Consider the following 18,152-nt stretch of genomic DNA (forward strand, 5'->3'; position numbering starts at 1 on the left):
GGAACGGTCCGGACGTGCCTAGGGGAGGGTAACGACCGTCGCGGCGTAGACGAGACCCGCCCCGAAGCCGATGACCAGTGCGGTGTCGCCGCTCTTCGCCTGCCCGGTCGCCAGGAGCCGCTCCATCGCGAGCGGAATCGAGGCGGCCGAGGTATTGCCGGTGGTTTCGACGTCACGGGCGACCGTGACGTGCTCCGGCAGCTTCAGAGTCTTCACCATCGAGTCGATGATCCGCATGTTCGCCTGGTGCGGAATGAAGACGTCCAGGTCGTCCGCGGTGATCCCGGCCGCGTCCAGCGCCTGCTGGGCGACCTTCGCCATCTCGAAGACGGCCCAGCGGAAGACCGCCTGGCCCTCCTGCGTGATGGCCGGGAACTTCGCGACCTCACCACCGTTGCGGTAGTCCGACCACGGAACGGTCTGCTTGATGGTTTCGGACTTGTCGCCCTCGGAACCCCACACGGTCGGGCCTATGGCCGGTTCCTGCGCGGGGCCGACGACGACCGCGCCCGCACCGTCGCCGAACAGGAAGGCCGTCGCGCGGTCCTCCAGGTCGGTCAGGTCCGAGAGCCGTTCCACGCCGATGACGAGGACGTACTGCGCGCTGCCTTCGACGACCATTCCCTTGGCGAGGGTCAGGCCGTAGCCGAAGCCGGCGCATCCGGCCGAGATGTCGAAGGCGGCGGGCTTGTTCGCGCCGATCTTGTCCGCGATCTCGGTCGCGACGGCCGGGGTCTGCTTGAAGTGCGAGACGGTGGAGACGATGACGCCGTCGATCTGCTCGGCGGTGATCCCGGCGTCGGCCAGTGCCTTGCCCGCGGCCTCGATCGACATCGTGGCCACGGTCTCCTCGTCGGAGGCCCAGTGGCGGGTCACGATGCCCGAGCGGGAGCGGATCCACTCGTCGGAGGAGTCGATTGTCTCGAGGATCACCTCGTTGGGCACGACACGGGTCGGACGGTAGCCGCCGACACCCATGATCCGCGCGTACGGGGCGCCCTGACTGGGCTTGATCTTCGACATGCTCTCGGGCTCCTATCGCGCCGCGTGCTCAGCGATGAGCGCGCGGGCCGCGTCGAGGTCGTCGGGGGACTTGAGCGCGAGCGTCTTCACACCGGGCAGTGCGCGCTTGGCGAGCCCCGTCAGCGTTCCGCCGGGGCAGACCTCGATGAGCGCGGTGGTGCCCAGCTCCTTGAGGGTCTCCATGCACAGGTCCCAGCGGACCGGGTTGGAGACCTGGCTGACCAGACGTGCGACGACATCGGAGCCGGTGGAGACGGCCTTGCCGTCGGCGTTCGAGACGTACGTGAGGGCCGGGTCGGAGACGGCCAGGTCCTGCGCCGCCTTGCCCAGCTCGGTGACCGCGGGGGCCATGTGGTGCGTGTGGAACGCGCCGGCGACCTTGAGCGGTACGACGCGGCGTACGCCCTCGGGCTTGTCCGCCTCCAGCGCGGCGAGCTGCTCCAGCGTGCCGGCGGCCACGATCTGGCCCGCGCCGTTCACGTTCGCCGGGGTCAGGCCGAGCTTCTCCAGGTGCGGGGCGACGACCTCGGGGTCACCGCCGAGGAGCGCCGACATACCGGTCTCGGTGACGGCGGCGGCCTCGGCCATGCCCAGCCCGCGGGTGCGTACGAAACCGAGCGCGGCCTCCTCGGTGAGCACGCCGGCGTACGCGGCGGCGGTGATCTCACCGACGCTGTGGCCGGCGACCGCCGAGACGTCGGTACGGGCGTCCAGCGCGGCGGCCGACAGCAGGCCGGCGGCGACCAGCAGAGGCTGTGCGACGGCCGTGTCGCGGATCGCGTCCGCGTCGGCCTGCGTGCCGTAGTGGACAAGGTCGAGCCCGATGGCGTCGGACCACGCGGCGAGCCGGTCGGCGGCGCCGGGGAGGTCGAGCCAGGGAGTCAGGAAGCCGGGCGTCTGGGCGCCTTGGCCGGGAGCGACGAGTACGAGCACCCTCACACTCTCTCTTGTGGACGGCTGTGCGGGCCCGTGGGGACAGGGACCAAGAACCGTCGGGGGAATTGTTGGATTGCGACAAAAGTCTAGGGCTGTGAATCTCCGTCGGCCAGGCGCCCCAGGATGAGGGCGATCCGCAGCGTGAACGCGGAACGGACGTCGGAGGGTGACCATCCGGTGACATCCGTCACACGTCGAAGCCGGTAGCGCACGGTGTTGGGGTGCACGAAGAGCATCCGCGCCGCGCCTTCGAGGCTGCTCGCCTGCTCCAGGTACACGCTCAGTGTCTCCAGCAGCGCCGAGCCCGCTTCCTCCAGCGGTCTGTAGATCTCCTCCACCAACTGCTCCCGCGCGGCAGGATCCGACGCGATGGCCCGCTCCGGAAGGAGATCGTCCGCGAGGACCGGACGCGGGGCGTCCTGCCAGGCCTGGCACGCCTTGAGCCCGGCGGCGGCGGCCTGCGCGGACCGGGTGGCGGCGAGCAGGTCCGGGACCACGGGCCCGGCGACCACGGGGCCCGCCGCGTACGGGCCGATCAGGCCCTTCGCGACCTGGAGCGGGTTGTCGCTGCCGCCCGCGATGACGACCAGACGGCTGCCGAGCACCCCGGTCAGGACCTGGAGCCTGGCGTGCCGGGCGGCCCGCCGGATCGCCTCGACCGTCAGCTCGGAGTCGCCGTCGGGCGCGGTGCCGAGGACGACGCAGACGTGTTCCGGGGAGTTCCAGCCCAGCGCCGCCGCGCGGGAGACCGCGCCCTCGTCGGCCTCGCCGGACAGCACCGCGTTCACGACGAGGGATTCCAGGCGGGCGTCCCAGGCACCGCGGGCCTCGGCGGCCTGCGCGTACACCTGGGCGGTCGCGAAGGCGATCTCGCGGGCGTACACGAGCAGGGCCTCGCGCAGGACCGACTCGTCTCCCGGCGCCGCGACCTCCTCGATCGCGGTCTCCATGACCTCGATCGTCGTGCGCACCATCTCGACGGTCTGGCGCAGGGTGATCGCCCGGGTCAGCTCGCGGGGCGCGGTGCCGAAGACGTCGGTGGAGATGGCCTGCGGGGTCTCGGGATGCCGGAACCACTCGGTGAACGCGGCGATGCCGGCCTGGGCGACCAGGCCGATCCACGACCGGTTCTCCGGCGGCATGGCCCGGTACCACGGCAGCGTCTCGTCCATGCGGGCGATCGCGTTCGCGGCGAGGCGGCCGGAGGACTTCTCCAGCCGGCGCAGGGTCGCGGTGTGCGGGTGGGCGGCGTTCGCGGCGGGCTGCTCAGGATCGGGTTGGGGCACGGGACAAGACTGCCTTATCGGAACCGCGGCCCGTCGGGCCGGGGGCTACGGTGGTCCCTGTGATTTCCGTACGGCGCTCCGCGGACCGCTTCCGCGGGGGCGACGCCCCCGCCGGCATCGAGTCCTTCCACGCCTTCTCCTTCGGGCACTTCTACGACCCCGACCACCTCCGCTTCGGCGCGGTCCTCGCCTGCAACGAGGAGCGTCTCGCGCCCGGCGCCGGATTCGACGAGCACCCGCACAGCCACACCGAGATCGTGACGTGGGTGGTGGAGGGCGAGCTGACCCACCGCGACTCGGCCGGGCACTCCACCGTCGTACGCCCCGGCGACGTGCAGCGGCTCAGCTCGGGTGCCGGGGTCCGGCACGTGGAGCGCAACGACGGCGAGGGACCGCTGGTCTTCGTGCAGATGTGGCTGGCGCCGCGGGGCCCCGGCGGCGAACCCTCGTACGAGGTCGTGCGCGGCATCGCCGACGCCACGCCGTACGCCCTGCCGGCGGCCGGCGCGCTGCTGCACGTGCGGCGCCCCGGGGCCGGCGGGCGGACGGCGGTCCCGGACGCGCCGCTGGTGTACGTCCATGTCGTACGGGGCCGCTTCGGCCTCGGGGAGCACGAGCTGGGGCCCGGCGACGCGGCCCGGATCACCGGGGCGGACGGCCTGGAGCTGGTGGCGGCCGCCGCCCCCGCCGAGGTGCTGCTGTGGGAGATGAGCGGCTGACGGTGCGTCAGCCGCGCAGTGCGCTCTTGGCCTTCCACCACTCCCAGGGCACGTTTTGGACGCCGTAGCCGTTGCCCTCGGCGACCGTCCCCTTGGTGTCCGCGCCCTTGATCTCGAACGGGTCGCCCACCCGGACCCGGCCGTAGGAGTACGCCGCGTCGGAGTCGCTCATGCCGATGCAGCCCGAGCTCATGTTGGCGTTGCCGAAGTGGGCGGCGTTCCAGGGCGCGGCGTGTGCGTACATCCCCGACCAGGCCGGACGCGTCGAGTGGTCGACCATCTTGTCGTAGGCGTCGCCCAGGCCCACCGTCTCCGAGCTCATGTCGGCGACTCCGCCCGTGACTGAAGTCGCGAGCTTCCTGCGCCGGTGGCTAAGCCTTCGCGCAGAGGACCAGCCCGGCCCTGTGCTTGACGTTCAAGGCGCCTACTGCGTCGGCGTTCTCGACGAACCCGCACCTGGCGCACTCGAACTTCGCTTGGGTGACACGGTTCTCCCTGGCGACGTGCCCGCATCCTCCGGCTGAGGGTGGGCGGGTGCGGGAGGTGTTGCGGGCACCTACCGGGATCACTCGGTGAGCGGCACTTTCAGCCTTCTGCGCCAGGATTCCGAAGAACATCCCCCGACCCGCGTCCAGGGTGCTGCGGTTCAGCCCAGCCTTGGCGTCGGCTTCGCTGCTGCTCGCCGGGTGCGGGATCCGGGCCAGCGAAGCGGTCGAGGCGGGCGGCCCGGCCGTCGTCCCCGTCGTCCCCGACCGGTTGGAGAGGATGCTGCTCTTCTTCGTCGGGCCGGACGGCAGGCCGGTCCCCGTGGCCAGGCCCCTCGACTGGGGGAACAGCCCCCCGCCGACCGCCGAGGCGCTCGCCGTGCTGCTCGCCGGCCCCACCGAGGAGGAGCGGGCTGCCGGGCTCACCACCCGGCTGCCCGCAGATCCGGAGCCGGTCGAGGCGGTGCCGGCGGCCCGGGAGGACTCCGTACCGGGCGCGCCGGAGGCGGTCCAGGTCACGACCGCGTTCGCGGTGCGCCCACTCGACGCCGCCGCCGTCCGGCAGCTGGTCTGTACGACGGCACACGCCGAGGACCCCGAGGGCCTGGTGAAAGTGGCTCTCACGGGCAGCGACGGCTCGCTGCCGGCCACCGGCTGCGTCTAGGCGGCGGCCGGGCCGAATTCGGCGAGCACGGCGTCCGTGAACTGCGGCCAGACCTCGACGGCCCACGGCCCGAACGCCCGGTCCGTCAGTGCCACGCACGCGATCCCCGCGTCCGGGTCCACCCACAGGAACGTGCCGGACTGGCCGAAGTGTCCGAAGGTGCGCGGCGAGGACGAACCGCCGGTCCAATGCGGGGACTTGGAGTCGCGGATCTCGAAGCCGAGGCCCCAGTCGTTCGGGTTCTGGTGGCCGTACCCGGGCAGCACGCCCTTCAGCCCCGGGTGGACGACGGCGGTGGCCCCGGCGACCGTACGCGTGTCGAGCAGGCGCGGGGCCTGGAGTTCGGCGGCGAACCGCGCCAGGTCGTCGACGGTCGAGACGCCGTCCTTGGCGGGCGAGCCGTCCAGCGACGTGGCCGTCATGCCCAGCGGCTCCAGCACCGCCTGGCGCAGGTACTCGGCGAAGGGAATGTCCGTCGCCTTCGCGATGTGGTCGCCGAGGACCTCGAAACCCGCGTTGGAGTAGAGCCTGCGCTCGCCGGGGGGCGCCATCACGCGGTGCTCGTCGAAGGCGAGGCCACTGGTGTGGGCGAGGAGGTGGCGGACCGTGGATCCTTCGGGGCCGGCCGGCTCGTCGAGCTCGACGGCACCCTCCTCGTACGCGACGAGCGCGGCGTACGCGGCGAGCGGCTTGGTGACCGACGCCAGCGGGAAGCGGTGCGCGGTCGGGCCGTGCGCGGCGGCGACGGTGCCGTCCGCCCGTACGACGGCGGCCGCCGCGGTGGGTACCGGCCAGTTCTCGGTCATCGCCAGGCTCTGCATGGGTACGAGCGTAAAGGCCCTAGAGGTCGAGCCGCATCGAGGGGTCGGGCTTGCGGACGAAGCCCAGCGAGGCGTAGAGCGGCTCCGCCTCCTCGGAGGCGTTGAGGCCGACGCTCACCACGCCCGCTCGCGGAACCAGTCCAGCAGCGCCTCCATGCACGCGCGGGCGTGGCCGCGGCGGCGCTGGTCCGGGTCGGTGGCGACGCTGAGGACGTGACCGACGGCGCCGTGCGGATTGCCGGAGCGCCCGATGCGGTACTCGACCGTACCGGCGGTGAGCGCGGCCAGGGCTCCCGGCCGGTCCGGGTGGTCCATGACGAAGGCGGCGAAGTTCCCGTCCGGGTCCGCCGGTCTCCCGCGCAGGGTGGGGAGGGAATCGGTGTGCCAGTCGGACGGGTGCGCCCCCCCGCCCGAGCGGAGTCGGGAGTTTGGGAGAGTGCTGGTGGGGAAGACCGAGTCGATCATCACCTGGCGCAGGCGGAGGACTTCCGCGGCGTCGGCGGCGTCGGCACGGCGTACGCGGCTCACGGGGACGGAGGATAGTGCGCACGGCCGGAAACTTCTTCAGGCTTACGGTTGCTTCGAGTGCACTCCAAGGTCCTAGCGTGGAGGCCATGACCGTGACGGAAACCGCACCCGCGCGCACCGACGTCTGCGGAGCGGCGCCCCGGGCGCACCCCCGCCCCGAAGGCCAGGACCACTACACGATCAGCGAGGTGGCGGCGCACACCGGGCTCACGGCGTACACCTTGCGCTGGTACGAGCGGATCGGCCTCATGCCGCACGTCGGCCGCTCGCACACCGGCCAGCGGCGGTTTCGCAACAGGGACCTGGACTGGCTCGCCTTCGTCGGCAAGCTGCGGCTGACCGGGATGCCGGTCGCGGACATGGTCAGGTACGCCGAACTGGTGCGGGAGGGCGAGCACACCTTCGAAGCGCGCCAGGAACTGCTGGAGGCCACCCGCAGGAACGTGCGCACGCGCATCGCCGAGCTCCACGACACGCTCGCCGTACTGGACCACAAGATCGACTTCTACGCGGACGCCCGGCGGGCGTCGGAGAGGGCCTGAAACCCACATGAGCGACAGCAGGATCCAAAAAGTCCAGCTCGGCACCGGCGGACCGGAGGTCGGCGTACAGGGCCTGGGCTGCATGGGCATGAGCTTCGCGTACGGACCCACGGACGCCGATGAGGCGCGGGCCACGCTGGAGCGGGCGCTGGAACTCGGCATCACGCTGTACGACACGGCGGACGCGTACGCGGCCGGCGAGAACGAGAGGTTCCTGGCGCCGTTCTTCAGGGCGCACCGGGACGAGGTCGTCGTCGCGACGAAGTTCGCGCTGGCGATGGACCCCCGCGACCCGGCGAAGCGGATCATCAACAACGACCCCGCCTACATCCGCCAGTGCATCGAGAACAGCCTCCGGCGCCTGGAGGTCGACGAGATCGACCTCTACTACATGCACCGGCGTGACGTGAACGTCCCCATCGAGGAGACGGTCGGCGTGATGGCCGAGCTCGTGCGCGAGGGCAAGGTCAAGCACCTCGGACTGAGCGAGGTCACCGGCAGCGAGCTGCGGGCCGCGCAGGCCGTGCACCCGATCGCGGCCGTACAGTCCGAGTGGTCGCTGTTCAGCCGCGACATCGAGGCGGGCGTCGTACCGGCGGCACGCGAACTCGGCGTCGCCCTGGTCCCGTACTCCCCGCTCGGCCGCGGCTTCCTCACCGGCTCCTTCACCAGCGCCGAGAAGGACCTGACCGAAGGCGACTTCCGCCGCAACCAGCCGCGCTTCAACGGTGACAACGCCGTCGCGAACGCCTCGCTGCTCGACCCGGTGCGCAAGCTCGCCGAGGGGCGCAATGCCACGCTCGGGCAGGTCGCGCTCGCCTGGGTGCAGCAGCAGACGCAGGTGCACGGGCTCCCCGTCGTACCGATCCCGGGAACGCGCAGGCGCACCCGGGTCGAGGAGAACGCCGCCGCCACCCGGCTCCTGCTCACCGAGAGCGAGATGGAGCTGCTCGAACCGATCGCGGACCAGGTGGCCGGCGGCCGGTACGCGGACATGACGTTCACCTCCGCCGGGCGCGAGTAGCGAGGACGGGAGGGGCCGGCGGGATCCGCACCGGCCCCTCGCTCCGGAGCCTCACGCCAGCCCCAGCGCGAACACCGCGAAGCCCGCCGCGAGCAGCCCCGCTGCCGCGCGGCGGGCCTTCGTCGTCCTCGTCCACGGCGTCTCGAACCCGCGCGTGTAACGCCCGATCAGGATCAGCAGCCCCGCGAACACCGGCAGCCACGCCGCCCTCGCCAGGACCCAGCCCAGCGAATCGGGCGCCGCCGTCAGGCCCGCGACCGTACCGAGGAACGAGCCCGGGACGGCCGCGGCGAGCATCGCCGTCTGGTGCCAGCACAGCACCGTCATCGCCGACAGGTTGATCACCACGACCGGGGCCCACAGCGACGGCCTGCGCAGCAGCCTGCCGATGCGTTCGCGCAGCAGGATCGCGGCGCCGCTCTGGGCCGCGGCGAGGGCGAGGACCAGCAGGGACGGCGGGTGCGAGTTGGTGCGGGCCTCACCCGGTACGCCGACCATCGACGCAGGGTAGTGGAAGGCCAGCAGCAGCACGGCGAACAGGGCCGCACCACCCGCCAGCAGCAGGACGCCGCCGCGCCTGCCGATGCGCTTCTCGCCCCAGCAGACGCCGAGCTGGTACGCGAAGAGCCAGCCGGGGAGCAGGTTCAGCAGGTTCAGCCAGGACGGCACGGCGTCGGCGTACGGGCCGTAGCGCAGGAAGTCGACGACGGCGACAAAGCCGATGAGGGGTGCGGCGGCCCAGGCGCCCGTCGCGCGGGCGGCGCGGACGCAGTACGGGGTCAGGGCGGTCACCGCCACGTACACGCCCACGAACCACAGTGGCTGGATCACCAGCGTCGCCCCGGTCCGCAGCGTCGTGCCCGGCACCCCCAGCGCGTACAGCACCGGGATCATCACCGCCCACACGGCGGTCACACCGAGCACGGGCCGGCCGAGCCGCGCGATCCGGCCGCGCAGCCACGCGCCGGTGGAGCCCTGGTGGCGGCGGTACGACAGGGCCGAGGCGTAGCCCCCGACCAGGAAGAAGATGCCCAGCATCTGGAGCACCCAGCTCACCGGTGCGAAGAAGCCGAAGGAGGAGAGCGGGCTGGCGTTGTGCAGGGCGCCGTCGCCGTCCAGGGTGAAACCGCCGAGCATCCAGTGGCCGGTGGGCACGGCGAGGAGGGCGAGCGCGCGCAGGCCGTCGACCGCGCGGTCGCGGTGGGCGGGGGTCCGCGCCTCGATCTTCGCTGCGAGGGCGCTCATCACAGCTCCTCCCCGAGGGTGATCGCGGCGAAGGCACGGAGGGACCGGGTGCCGGGGGCGAAGTAGCCGGTGTGTCCTTCGGCGTCACCGGCCGGGACGCGGCGGGCGCCGAAGGCGGGGGCGGTGGGGTCGGCGCCGTGGCCGAGGCCGGCGAACTCGACGTTCGGGATGTCGTCGATCCAGTCGGACGGGCTCTTGGCGGCCCATACGCGGGCGTCCGTGCGCAGGTCGCCGACGTTCTTCGCGCGCATGCCGGGGGAGCCGAGGGCCACGACGTCGGCGGCATCGAGGCGCGGGGCGGCCAGGCCGCACACCACCGAGCCGTAGCTGTGGCAGAAGAGGGCCGGATCCGGGGCGCCGGTCGCGTCGAGCCCGTCCGCCAGCCGTGCGAGACGGCCGGCGCCGGCCTCGGCGAGGTCACCGGTGGCGGCGTCCGGGCCCAGGCCGACGGGGGTGGTGTACCCGGCCCACGCGATCACGGCGGTGCGGTGGCCCTTCGTCGCGTCGCGCAGCGACCTGGCCATGCCGGCCGGGGTGCCGTAGGGGTCCTTCGTACGGTCGAAGGTACGGGCGTCCATGTCCGACCCGGGGACGACGACGGCCACGTGCTCGGCCGTGTCCAGATCGCCGTACACCTCGGCGGCCCGACCACGGCCGCGCGGGTCGAGGGCGAGGATCTGACGGCCGGGGTCCGCGAGGCGGTCGAAGCCGTGGGCTTGCGCGGTACGGGAGTTGGCGGCGTAACGGAGCTCCACGGGGACGCCGTCCAGGTTGCCGACGACGGTGGGGTGACGGCGGACGAGGTCCCGCTGCCGACCGGGGGAGAGGGCCGCGAAGAACCGGGCGATCCGGGCGGGGGTGGTCGCGACCGGGTCGGGCAGCCCCTCGCGCTGCCAGGCGGCGCTGCCGGGGGGCGGGCCGGTGACGGGCTCCTGCGCGGTGCCGGAGGCCCAGCCGGCCGTGCCCGAAACGACGGTTGTCGCGAGAACGACCGCGACCAGGGTCCTCTTGCAACGGCGCATGGGTGCCTCTTCTTCCTCTTCCGGCGGGTGACGGAGAGGAAGGTAGGAAGACGACGCCTGCGGGGGCGTCACACCGGAGAGCCAAGTCGGAAGTACTACCGGGGTACGGGGGGTACCGGGGGCGTGCCGCTCCGGGGTGCCGTTCCCGTAGGCCCCGGCACCCGGCACGAAGCCCTCACCGGGGCACCGTCACGCCCCCGGCGAGACCAGCCCCGACTCGTACGCGAAGATCACCGCCTGCGCGCGGTCGCGCAGGTCCAGTTTGGCCAGGACGCGGCCGATGTGCGTCTTGACCGTCTGTTCGGCCAGGATCAGGTGGGTCGCGATCTCCTGGTTCGAGAGGCCCCGGGCGATCAGCTCCAGGACCTCCGTCTCACGCGGCGTAAGCCCGTTGAGCCGCAGCGACGGGTCCTTCCGGGGCGCGGGCCGCAGCCGCGCGAAGTCCGCGATCAGACGCCGCGTGACCGACGGCGCCAGCAGCGCCTCTCCGGCCGCCACCACCCGTACCGCCGAGATCAGGTCCGCCGGGGGCGCGTCCTTCAGCAGGAATCCGGATGCCCCGGCGCGCAGCGCCTCGTACACGTAGTCGTCCACGTCGAACGTGGTGAGCATCAGGACCTTCGGCCGGTGGACGACCCCGGCCGGCGGATCCAGCAGTTCGCGCGCCGCCGCCAGCCCGTCCGTCTCCGGCATCCGGACGTCCATGAGGACCACGTCGGGGTGCGTGCTCCGGCTGACCTCGATCCCCTGCCTCCCGTCCGGCGCCTCGCCCACCACGTCGATGTCGCTCTGCGCCGACAGCAGCGCGGCGAACCCCGCCCGCACCATGGCCTGGTCGTCGACGATGATCACGCGGATGGTCATGGGGCGGTGGGATCCTTCGCGCCGAGGGGAAGCCGGGCGGCGACCCGGAAGCCGCCGTCGGGCAGCGGGCCCGTGTCGAGCGTGCCGCCGGTCAACCGTACGCGTTCACGCATCCCGACGAGGCCGTGACCGCCCGCTCCGCCCGCCTCCACGGGCGAAGCCGGCCCGGCGGGCGGCCCGTTGACGACGAGGACGGTCAGGTCCGTGCCGTCCGAGGAGACCGAGACCCGGGTCGTGGCGCCCGGCGCGTGCCGTACGACGTTCGCCAGGGCCTCCTGCACGATGCGGTACGCCGAAAGGTCGACGGACTGCGGCAGCCGACGCGTGCCGGCGAGGTCCGCGGTGAGCGACAGCTCGGCGGGCACCCCGGCCCGCACCGTCGCCTCGACGAGCTGCTGGAGCCGGTCGAGGCCGGGCTGCGGCCCCCGCTCGCCCGTCGTGTCCTCGCTGCGCAGCACCGACAGGAGCCGTCGCATCTCGGTCAGCGACTCCCGCGCGCTCGCGGCGATCGAGGCGAACTCCTCCCGCGCCTCGGGGGAGAGGCCGCCGACGCGGTACGGCGCGGAGTCCGCCTGCACGGTGATCACCGACATGTGGTGGGCCACGACGTCGTGCAACTCGCGGGCGATACGGGTGCGTTCCTCGAGCAGTGTGCGCCGGGACCGCTCCGCCTCGCTGATGGTCTCCTGCTCGACGAGCCGCCGCTGCGCGTCCCCGCGCTCGCGCAGCGCGCCGCCGATCACCAGGACGACCGCGCTGAGCACGATCAGCAGGACGTTCGTGCCGTCGCTCTCTTCGGGGAAGAACTGGCCGAGGACGAGGCCGGCCACGCCGGTGACGATCCATACACCGATGAGGGTCCGGCGCGTCTCGCGCAGCGCCAGCGCGAGCATCAGGAAGAGGTACGCGACGATGACGGGCGGCGTCCACGGCCAGATGCCGCTGCCGTCCGGACCGCCCAGGGCGAACAGCCCGCCGACGACATCGGCGGGCAGGATGATCCACCACGCCTGGAGCGGCCGGTGCGCGACCATCAGCAGCGGAACGGTCTGGGCGGCGGCGATGGCCCCGGCGAGGCCGCCGGACACGGCGTAGTCGTGGGTGAGGACGGTGACGGTGACGGGGAGGAACGTGGCGACGAGGGCGAGCGCCACGGCGTACGGCAGCAGCCGCTGCCACTGCTGCGGGGCGTCGGCGAACAGGGGCGTCGGCGGGTGCGAGGGGTGGGACACGGCGTGGGCGAGGGCGCGCAGGTTGCGGCGCCCGGCGCTGATCAGGCCGTCGGCGGGGGGCGGGGGCGGGGGCGTGGGCCGGTGCGGGGAGGGTTCGGTCATGGCCCGGCCAGCGTAGGCAGGCGGTCCGCGTACGGGCGTCATACCGTGGGGTGCGAAGCGGTCCCGTACCCCGGTATGACGCCCGTCTACAGCTCCGCGAGCAGCTCCGCCTTCTTCGCGGTGAACTCCTCGTCGGTGACCAGGCCGGCCCGGTGCAGGTCGCCGAGGTGCCGTATCCGCTCGGCGATGTCGGCGGGGTCGCGCCGCCCGGAGACGTGGGCGGGCACGGGCTCGGCCGGTACCGCGTCCAGGGCGGCCGCGCTTCCGCTGCGTACCGCACCGAGCACCGCCGCCGCGAACGGCAGGGACTCGTGCACCGGCCCGTAGCCGAGGCCGAAGACGACGGCCGCCGGGTCCTGGTCGGCCTGGGCCGACTGCGGCGAGGCCGTGGTCATGGAGCCGGCGCGCCGCAGGAGCCGCAGGTAGCCGTCGAAGACATCGGGGGAGCGCCACTCGACGCCGTTCAGCTCCTGGACCCGGAAGCTCTGGTCGCCGGCCTTCCACTTGGCGGAGGACGCGCCCGTCCAGAACCAGCGGAACGACACCTGCGACCCGTCGAAGGACGCCTTCCCGTCGTACGCCTTGAAGTGCAGCGGGGCCTGCGGGGCGGCCACCAGGAACTTCTCGGCGGGCAGCTTCGCGTCGGACCCGAGCAGGGCGCGCAGTGCGTCGGCGTAGTACTCGGCGAGGGTCTCGCGCTCGGCCGGCAGCACCAGCCGGTACGGGTCGGCGCCGTCCCGCAGCTGTCCGGCGGCGGCCTCCATCAGCGGGTCGGCACCCGGTCTAGGGATCGCGTGCAGGACGACTGTGCCGCGCTTGCCCGGCGTCAGGGTCACCGACGCCAGCGCCTCGTGCGGGATGCGTCGTTCGCCGAGCGCCTGGAACAGCTTCGGCGTGCGGATCCCCCGTTCGAAGCGGATGAGCACGGAGTCGTCCTCGAACTCCCAGGTGGCATGAATTCCGGCCAGCACATCACCCATGCGGCTCATCGTATGCGGCGCGCGCCCGCGCGTCGCCCCTCGGCGCCGGCCGCAATGTCGGGGCCGCACTCCGGTCGATACGGCGTTCTACGCGCGTCAGTTCGCTTCCGCACCGGAAATTCCGCTCCGACAGGCCCCGTCACCGTCCGCGCAGCTGATGGTGGAGTACGAGCCGACGCCTATCCCGGCGAAGTTGCTGAGACTTTCCGTCCCCGGCTCGAAATAGCCGGTGTGCCCGATCGCGCCGGACGCGGAGAAGACCCGCGCCCCGAACTCCGGCCTCACCGGGTCCGCGCCGTGGCCGAGCCCGCCGACCTCCAGGTACGGCACGCCCTGGATCCAGTCGTCGCGGTCCCGGGTGGCCCACACGCGGGCCCCGGTGCCGAGCTGTTTCGCGCTCTCGACCCGCATGCCGGGGCTGCCCGCGACCGCGATGTCGGCGACCCGGGACGGCAGGGCGGGGGCGGCCACGCCGCACACCACCGAGCCGTAGCTGTGGCAGAAGAGCGACACCTCCGAGTCGCCGGGCAGGGCCCGCACGAGGGAGTCGAGCCGCCTGGAGCCGTCCCGGGCGAGCTTGCCGATGGCCGCGTCCATGCCGACACCGACGGGCGAGGTGTAGTCGGCCCAGGCGATGACGGCGGTACGGGTACGGGGCGCCGCGGCGCGCTCGGCGGCGTACAGGGACTTCGCCATGCCGACGGGCGCGGTGTGCTTGCGGCGCGTCCGCTCGAAATTCACCACATTGGTGTCGACGCCGGGGACGACGACCGAGACCCGCTCGGCGCGTCCGAGGTCACCGAAGACCTCGGCGACCCGGCCGGAGCCGTCGGGGTCGAAGGCGAGGATCCGCCGCCCCTCGCCCATCAGCGACTCGAAGCGGTGCATCCTGCGGTCCGCCGTCTGGCGGCCCGCCAGGGTGAGCCGCTTGTCGTGCACGCGCTCCCGCTCGACCGCGCGGGCCCGGGCGAGCGCCAGGCGGTTGGCCCGGTAGCGCAGGGTGAGCGGGACGCCGTTCAGGTTGCCTACGACGAACGGGTAGCGGTCGACCAGCCGGGCGCGCTGGGAGGCGGTGAGACCGGCGAAGAAACGAGCCAGCAGGCCGGGTGCGGAACCGGCCTCCGGAAGGTCGGTTCCGTCGATGCCGTCCCGTGCCCAGGCGGCGAGCGATGCCGTACGGAGATCGGAGCCGCCCTGGTGACGGCGTATCGCGGTCCACCCCGTGGTGGCCAGCAGCACGAACACCACGGCGAGAGCGAGCAGCGCGCGCCACGCGTTGAGGGTGGGGGAGGTGTCGAAGGAAGTCACTGCGGGCCACCCTAGGAGAAGCATGAGGCCCGCTGTGAAATCAGTGACGCGGATCACGTTTCAGGGCGGAAACGGCAGGGGCGTCATCACACCGCGTGTGCACCCGGCGTACGCGCCGACGTGCGCCACTCCGCGGCGAGCGCCGGCCCGAGGTGGTCCAGGTAGAGCTCGGTCAGCGTCCTGATCGACTCCATGCTGGCGTCCTCGCCCTGCCCCCACAGCCGCCCCGCCACCCGCATGACGCCGGTGAACGCCGCCACGGCGACGCGCGGCCGCGGATCGGCGTCCAGGTCGAGCTCCTCACGCTCGGCGACGATCCCGGCTATCCGCTCCTCCAGATCGGTGGAGCGGCGCAGATGGGCGGCGAGCAGGGCGGGCGTCGATTCGATCATCCGGTAGGTGCGCATGTGCAGCTCGACCGGGATGACGGCCTCGATCGCCTCGCCGATGGTGTTCCAGGAGCCGAGGACGGCATTGCGCATGGCGGCGAACGGGCCCTCCTCCGGGGGGCGCGCGAGCAGTTCCGCCACGAAGTGCGACTCCACCATCTCCTGGACGGCGAAGGCGACTTCCTCCTTGCTGGCGAAGTAGCGGAAGAAGGTGCGCTGGGACACCTCGACGGCGTCGGCGATCTCGTCGACGGTCGTGCGCTCGTACCCCTGTGTGGTGAAGAGCTCCAGCGCGACCCGCAGCAGGGCGTCGCGGGTGCGCTGTTTCTTGCGCTCGCGCAGCCCCGTCGTCGACTCGATCGTCGCCTGCCGCTCGGTCATTCGAAGGTAGCCTCTTTCGCCTTTGTCCAGCTCAGGATACCTGTGAGCTACCTGACAGTTACCGGCGAGTGAATTCGTTTGTCAACTGTCAGTCACTGACATTAGCTTGAGCGGTATGACTAGTCAGACGACCATCGACAAGGCTCCGCCGCCGCAGGAACCCGCGGCGGGGCCGGCCAAGGGGCTCCGGGGACACCCTTGGCTGACGCTCTTCTCCGTGGCGATCGGCGTGATGATGGTCGCGCTCGACGGCACGATCGTCGCGATCGCCAACCCGGCCATTCAGAAGGACCTCGGTGCCACGCTCGCCGACGTCCAGTGGATCACCAATGGCTACCTGCTCGCCCTCGCCGTCGCCCTCATCACCGCGGGCAAGCTCGGCGACCGCTTCGGTCACCGCCAGACCTTCCTGATAGGCATCGCCGGCTTCGCCCTCGCCTCCGGGGCCATCGGTCTTTCCACCGAGATCGCCCTGGTCATCACCTTCCGAGTGCTCCAGGGCCTGTTCGGCGCGCTCCTCATGCCGGCCGCGCTCGGCCTGCTCCGCGCCACCTTCCCCGCCGAGAAGCTGAACATGGCCATCGGCATCTGGGGCATGGTCATCGGTGCTTCCACCGCGGGCGGTCCGATCGTCGGCGGCCTGCTCGTCGAGCACGTCAACTGGCAGTCCGTCTTCTTCATCAACGTCCCCGTCGGGATCGTCGCGCTGGCCTTCGGCCTGGTGATCCTCAAGGACCACCGCGCGGCCAATGCCCCGCGCTCCTTCGACATCCCCGGCATCGTGCTGCTCTCGGGCGCGATGTTCGCCGTCGTCTGGGGCATCATCAAGGCCGGCGAGTGGGGCTGGGACAGCCCCAGCACCTGGGCCTGGCTGGGAGCTTCCGTCGTCCTCTTCGCGGTCTTCGCCGTCTGGGAGACGAAGGTCGCCGAACCGCTCATCCCGCTCGCCATGTTCCGGTCCGTCCCGCTCTCCGCGGGCGTCGTCCTCATGGTCCTCATGGCCATCGCCTTCATGGGCGGCCTCTTCTTCGTGACGTTCTTCCTCCAGGGCGTGCACGGCATGAGCCCGGTCGACAGCGGTCTGCACCTGCTGCCGCTGACCGGCATGATGATCGTCTCCTCGCCGCTCGCGGGTGTGCTCATCACCAAGTTCGGCCCGCGGGTCCCGCTGGTCGGCGGCATGGTCGCCACCGCGGCCGCGATGTTCGGCATGACGACGCTCTCGGCCGACACGAGCACGTTCATGATGTCCCTCTGGTTCGGTCTCCTCGGCCTCGGTCTCGCGCCGGTCATGGTCGGAGCCACCGAGGTCATCGTCGGCAACGCCCCGATGGAGCTCTCCGGCGTCGCCGGCGGCCTCCAGCAGGCCGCCATGCAGGTCGGTGGCGCGCTCGGCACCGCGGTCCTCGGCGCGATCATGTCCTCGAAGGTCAGCGCCGACTTCGCGGGCAACTGGAAGGAGGCGGGCATCCCGATCCCGGCCGACCCCAAGCTGGAGGAAGCGGCCGAGTTCGCCTCCGTGCCGACCAAGGAGCTGGCCAAGGCGGGCCTGGAACCGCCCGTCATCGACAAGATCGGCGCCGTCATCCATGACACGTTCGTGTCGGGCATGCACCTCGCCTTCACCGTCGCGGGCGCCGTCGCGGTCGTGGCGGCGCTCGTCGCCACCCTGACCAAGCGCGGTGAGAACGCGGACGCGGCCGCGGGCAGCGCCCACATCTGACGTCCTCCGACGTCAACCCGGTACGTACGACAGCCCCGCCGGACGGTTCCGGCGGGGCTGTCGCCTATCCGGGTGGAACAGCCCCCGGCACCTTCCGCCACCCGTTCCCGCAGCTCAGGGTGGGAGCGACTGATCCACACCACACGGGGGCCGATTCCGATGTTCCACATGCGTACGACCGTCCTCGCGGCCGGGCTCCTGGCCGTCACCGCGCTGCTGCCGCAGACCGCCCACGCCGCGCCGCCCCGCCTCGGGGCCTGTGCGACCGGGGAGCTCTGCCTCTGGGCGAAGCCGGACTTCAAGGGCGGGCGCCAGGCCCACGAACTGTCCGGCATCGACATCGAGAGCTGCGTCCCCCTGCCGGCCGGCACCGACGCCCAGGCCCTCGCCAACCGCACCGGCCGGCCCGTCACGACGTACCAGTCCGGGGAGTGCGAGGAGACGGGGGAGTTCGAGACCTATCCGGGGGGCGGGACCTGGGTGCCGCAGTCGCCGTACCGGGTGCGGGCCTTCAAGGTGTGGGAGAACTGAGGGGGATGCCCGCCGGAAAGCGGGGCAACTGGTCGTCAAGCCCGGATCACACGAATTCCAGGGCACGACTCAGGGAGTGACCATGGCGAGCAACAGCCGTACGCACAGCCCGTCCAACACCAGCGCCCTCAGCTGGGTCTCGCTCATCTGCGGCATCATCGGCTTCTTCACGCTCGGGATCATCCTCGGCCCGATCGCGCTGATCACCGGCTGGATCGCGATGGGCAAGCGCTTCAACAGCGGCAATGTGCCGGCCATGATCGGCTTCATTCTCGGTGCGGTCATCACCGTCCTCGCGGTCATCGCGCTGATAGGCGGCGCGGCCGTCTACGGCATGTCGATCTGAC

The 18,152-nt window shown here is 72.1% G+C and carries 18 protein-coding genes and 3 pseudogenes; 7 read left to right on the plus strand and 14 right to left on the minus strand.

The genetic code is table 11. The annotated features are described in order from the left end of the window. Positions 1-18: 18 nt before the first annotated feature. The 3 genes from BN1555_RS22085 to BN1555_RS22095 form a co-directional block, all read right to left on the minus strand. Complete coding sequence (locus BN1555_RS22085; protein ID WP_093801000.1) at positions 19-1,023, minus strand: ketoacyl-ACP synthase III; 1,005 nt, start codon at positions 1,021-1,023, stop codon at positions 19-21. A gap of 12 nt (positions 1,024-1,035) precedes the next feature. Then, positions 1,036-1,956, minus strand: a complete 921-nt coding sequence (locus BN1555_RS22090) for an ACP S-malonyltransferase (protein ID WP_093801001.1) — start codon at positions 1,954-1,956, stop codon at positions 1,036-1,038. 89 nt (positions 1,957-2,045) lie between these two features. After that, positions 2,046-3,245, minus strand: a complete 1,200-nt coding sequence (locus BN1555_RS22095; protein WP_093801002.1) for a PucR family transcriptional regulator — start codon at positions 3,243-3,245, stop codon at positions 2,046-2,048. Between the two features lie 59 nt (positions 3,246-3,304). Between BN1555_RS22095 and BN1555_RS22100 the strand changes: the two genes are divergently transcribed. Beyond that, positions 3,305-3,964, plus strand: coding sequence for a pirin family protein (locus BN1555_RS22100; protein ID WP_176710097.1), 660 nt, complete (start codon positions 3,305-3,307; stop codon positions 3,962-3,964). A gap of 7 nt (positions 3,965-3,971) precedes the next feature. Here BN1555_RS22100 and BN1555_RS22105 read toward each other — a convergent pair. Next, a pseudogene (locus tag BN1555_RS22105) lies at positions 3,972-4,301 on the minus strand (L,D-transpeptidase); the annotation flags it as partial. Between the two features lie 34 nt (positions 4,302-4,335). Beyond that, positions 4,336-4,638 (minus strand): annotated as a pseudogene (locus tag BN1555_RS22110) (zinc ribbon domain-containing protein); the annotation flags it as partial. On the opposite strand from BN1555_RS22110, the gene BN1555_RS22115 reads away from it, so the two are divergent. Then, positions 4,622-5,113 (plus strand): hypothetical protein, encoded by a 492-nt coding sequence (locus tag BN1555_RS22115; protein ID WP_255306123.1) that lies wholly within the window; start codon positions 4,622-4,624, stop codon positions 5,111-5,113. The pseudogene BN1555_RS22110 and the gene BN1555_RS22115 sit on opposite strands and share 17 nt — an antisense overlap. On the opposite strand, the gene BN1555_RS22120 is transcribed toward BN1555_RS22115, so the two are convergent. Further along, positions 5,110-5,934: a serine hydrolase domain-containing protein gene (locus tag BN1555_RS22120; protein ID WP_093801004.1), complete on the minus strand. Its 825-nt coding sequence runs from the start codon at positions 5,932-5,934 to the stop codon at positions 5,110-5,112. The two genes, BN1555_RS22115 and BN1555_RS22120, sit on opposite strands and share 4 nt — an antisense overlap. Before the next feature lie 19 nt (positions 5,935-5,953). Then, positions 5,954-6,462, minus strand: a pseudogene (locus tag BN1555_RS22125) (GNAT family N-acetyltransferase). A gap of 86 nt (positions 6,463-6,548) precedes the next feature. On the opposite strand from BN1555_RS22125, the gene BN1555_RS22130 reads away from it, so the two are divergent. Both BN1555_RS22130 and BN1555_RS22135 read left to right on the plus strand, forming a co-directional pair. Further along, positions 6,549-7,004: a MerR family transcriptional regulator gene (locus BN1555_RS22130; RefSeq protein WP_093801005.1), complete on the plus strand. Its 456-nt coding sequence runs from the start codon at positions 6,549-6,551 to the stop codon at positions 7,002-7,004. A gap of 7 nt (positions 7,005-7,011) precedes the next feature. Continuing rightward, positions 7,012-8,028: an aldo/keto reductase gene (locus BN1555_RS22135; protein WP_093801006.1), complete on the plus strand. Its 1,017-nt coding sequence runs from the start codon at positions 7,012-7,014 to the stop codon at positions 8,026-8,028. A 51-nt stretch (positions 8,029-8,079) separates the two neighbouring features. Here the strand turns inward: BN1555_RS22135 and BN1555_RS22140 are convergent, their stop codons facing one another. The 7 genes from BN1555_RS22140 to BN1555_RS22170 all read right to left on the minus strand — a co-directional run bounded on the left by BN1555_RS22140 (position 8,080) and on the right by BN1555_RS22170 (position 15,551). Further along, positions 8,080-9,273, minus strand: a complete 1,194-nt coding sequence (locus BN1555_RS22140; protein ID WP_093801007.1) for an acyltransferase family protein — start codon at positions 9,271-9,273, stop codon at positions 8,080-8,082. After that, entirely contained in the window at positions 9,273-10,295 is a 1,023-nt protein-coding gene (locus BN1555_RS22145; protein ID WP_093801008.1) for an alpha/beta hydrolase, read from the minus strand. Before BN1555_RS22145 ends, BN1555_RS22140 begins: the two co-directional genes overlap by 1 nt. Positions 10,296-10,484: 189 nt before the next feature. Next, positions 10,485-11,159 (minus strand): response regulator, encoded by a 675-nt coding sequence (locus tag BN1555_RS22150; RefSeq protein WP_093801009.1) that lies wholly within the window; start codon positions 11,157-11,159, stop codon positions 10,485-10,487. After that, positions 11,156-12,493 carry a sensor histidine kinase gene (locus BN1555_RS22155; RefSeq protein ID WP_255306124.1) on the minus strand — a complete coding sequence of 446 codons (1,338 nt, stop codon included), beginning with the start codon at positions 12,491-12,493 and terminating at the stop codon, positions 11,156-11,158. Before BN1555_RS22155 ends, BN1555_RS22150 begins: the two co-directional genes overlap by 4 nt. A gap of 86 nt (positions 12,494-12,579) precedes the next feature. Continuing rightward, positions 12,580-13,473: a DUF4429 domain-containing protein gene (locus tag BN1555_RS22160; RefSeq protein ID WP_176710098.1), complete on the minus strand. Its 894-nt coding sequence runs from the start codon at positions 13,471-13,473 to the stop codon at positions 12,580-12,582. A 96-nt stretch (positions 13,474-13,569) separates the two neighbouring features. Further along, positions 13,570-14,781: an alpha/beta hydrolase gene (locus BN1555_RS22165; RefSeq protein ID WP_093801012.1), complete on the minus strand. Its 1,212-nt coding sequence runs from the start codon at positions 14,779-14,781 to the stop codon at positions 13,570-13,572. Positions 14,782-14,867: 86 nt separating this feature from the next. Beyond that, complete coding sequence (locus tag BN1555_RS22170) at positions 14,868-15,551, minus strand: TetR family transcriptional regulator (RefSeq protein WP_093801013.1); 684 nt, start codon at positions 15,549-15,551, stop codon at positions 14,868-14,870. Between the two features lie 115 nt (positions 15,552-15,666). Here BN1555_RS22170 and BN1555_RS22175 point away from each other — a divergent pair, with 115 nt between their 5' ends. From BN1555_RS22175 to BN1555_RS22185, 3 genes are all read left to right on the plus strand, one after another. Continuing rightward, entirely contained in the window at positions 15,667-17,274 is a 1,608-nt protein-coding gene (locus BN1555_RS22175) for an MFS transporter (protein WP_093801014.1), read from the plus strand. A 168-nt stretch (positions 17,275-17,442) separates the two neighbouring features. After that, on the plus strand, positions 17,443-17,805 hold the full coding sequence (locus tag BN1555_RS22180) for a peptidase inhibitor family I36 protein (protein WP_093803554.1): 363 nt from the start codon (positions 17,443-17,445) through the stop codon (positions 17,803-17,805). Positions 17,806-17,887: 82 nt separating this feature from the next. Beyond that, positions 17,888-18,151, plus strand: coding sequence for a small hydrophobic protein (locus BN1555_RS22185; RefSeq protein ID WP_141662876.1), 264 nt, complete (start codon positions 17,888-17,890; stop codon positions 18,149-18,151). Position 18,152: the final 1 nt, after the last annotated feature.

The organism is Streptomyces sp. Wb2n-11, assembly GCF_001049855.1.
GTDB classification, from domain to species: Bacteria; Actinomycetota; Actinomycetes; order Streptomycetales; family Streptomycetaceae; genus Streptomyces; species Streptomyces altiplanensis.

Coding starts and splice junctions, on each gene's coding strand:
- BN1555_RS22085 (WP_093801000.1), bottom strand. CDS start 1,023: ATGTCGAAGATCAAGCCCAGTCAGGGCGCCCCGTACGCGCGGATCATG.
- BN1555_RS22120 (WP_093801004.1), bottom strand. CDS start 5,934: ATGCAGAGCCTGGCGATGACCGAGAACTGGCCGGTACCCACCGCGGCG.
- BN1555_RS22130 (WP_093801005.1), top strand. CDS start 6,549: ATGACCGTGACGGAAACCGCACCCGCGCGCACCGACGTCTGCGGAGCG.
- BN1555_RS22135 (WP_093801006.1), top strand. CDS start 7,012: ATGAGCGACAGCAGGATCCAAAAAGTCCAGCTCGGCACCGGCGGACCG.
- BN1555_RS22140 (WP_093801007.1), bottom strand. CDS start 9,273: ATGAGCGCCCTCGCAGCGAAGATCGAGGCGCGGACCCCCGCCCACCGC.
- BN1555_RS22145 (WP_093801008.1), bottom strand. CDS start 10,295: ATGCGCCGTTGCAAGAGGACCCTGGTCGCGGTCGTTCTCGCGACAACC.
- BN1555_RS22150 (WP_093801009.1), bottom strand. CDS start 11,159: ATGACCATCCGCGTGATCATCGTCGACGACCAGGCCATGGTGCGGGCG.
- BN1555_RS22155 (WP_255306124.1), bottom strand. CDS start 12,493: ATGACCGAACCCTCCCCGCACCGGCCCACGCCCCCGCCCCCGCCCCCC.
- BN1555_RS22160 (WP_176710098.1), bottom strand. CDS start 13,473: ATGGGTGATGTGCTGGCCGGAATTCATGCCACCTGGGAGTTCGAGGAC.
- BN1555_RS22170 (WP_093801013.1), bottom strand. CDS start 15,551: ATGACCGAGCGGCAGGCGACGATCGAGTCGACGACGGGGCTGCGCGAG.
- BN1555_RS22175 (WP_093801014.1), top strand. CDS start 15,667: ATGACTAGTCAGACGACCATCGACAAGGCTCCGCCGCCGCAGGAACCC.
- BN1555_RS22180 (WP_093803554.1), top strand. CDS start 17,443: ATGCGTACGACCGTCCTCGCGGCCGGGCTCCTGGCCGTCACCGCGCTG.
- BN1555_RS22185 (WP_141662876.1), top strand. CDS start 17,888: ATGGCGAGCAACAGCCGTACGCACAGCCCGTCCAACACCAGCGCCCTC.